Source organism: Pseudomonas sp. NPDC087336 (genome assembly GCF_044744285.1).
Lineage (GTDB): Bacteria > Pseudomonadota > Gammaproteobacteria > Pseudomonadales > Pseudomonadaceae > Aquipseudomonas.
Window position 1 is genome coordinate 2092 of the sequence record NZ_JBIUYA010000069.1, and the last position, 883, is coordinate 2974.

The 883-nt window shown below is 59.7% G+C and carries 1 pseudogene; it reads right to left on the bottom strand.

Going from position 1 to position 883, the window contains the following annotated elements:
- Positions 1-268: 268 nt before the first annotated feature.
- Positions 269-796: pseudogene (locus ACIO0C_RS31155) on the bottom strand (DNA-directed RNA polymerase subunit beta'); the annotation flags it as partial.
- Between the last annotated feature and the right edge of the window lie 87 nt (positions 797-883).

Sequence of the window (883 nt, forward strand, 5' to 3'; positions counted from 1 at the left end):
TACTCGACGATACGCTTACGCGGCTGACGTACCAGCTGGTTGATAGTTGCCATCTACTAGATCCACTGTTGTCTTGAGACGCTATTGTCTTGCAAGAAAAGCAAAATGGCAGGAACGAATTCCCGCCAAATTTAGGGGTACAAGAGTCTAAAGAGGATCTTGTCCCCAGTCAAGGCAAGGCCCCGACCTCCCCGCCCGTCAAACCTCGACAAATTGTCTCGATTCGATGAACGGAGTGACCAGGGCCCCTGCTCATTTACCGCAGAACTCAGTTACCGCTCGAGTTCAGCGCTTCGGTCAGTGCAGCTTCCACTTCACTGGCGCTCACGCGCAACGGTTTGTCTGCATCACGGCGGCGCTTACGCTCGCTGTGATAAGCCAGACCGGTACCGGCCGGGATCAGACGACCCACGACCACGTTTTCTTTCAGGCCGCGCAGGTAGTCGCGCTTGCCGGTAACCGCCGCCTCGGTCAGTACACGGGTGGTTTCCTGGAAGGAAGCCGCCGAGATGAACGATTCGGTGGACAACGACGCCTTGGTGATACCCAGCAGAACGCGAGTGAACTTGGAGACAAATTTGTCTTCGCCGCTCAAACGCTCGTTCTCTACCAGAACGTGAGTCAATTCCATCTGGTCGCCCTTGATGAAACTGGAATCGCCGGATTCAGCGATCTCAACTTTACGCAGCATCTGACGCAGGATGGTCTCGATGTGCTTGTCGTTGATCTTCACGCCTTGCAGACGGTAAACGTCCTGGATCTCGTTGACGATGTACTTGGCCAGGGGCCGCCCCCCCCCCCCGACCCGGCTGTGGGGGGGGGGGGGGGGGGGGGGGGGGGGGGGGGGGGGGGGGGGGGGCCCGGGGCGGGGGCGCCGCCGGCG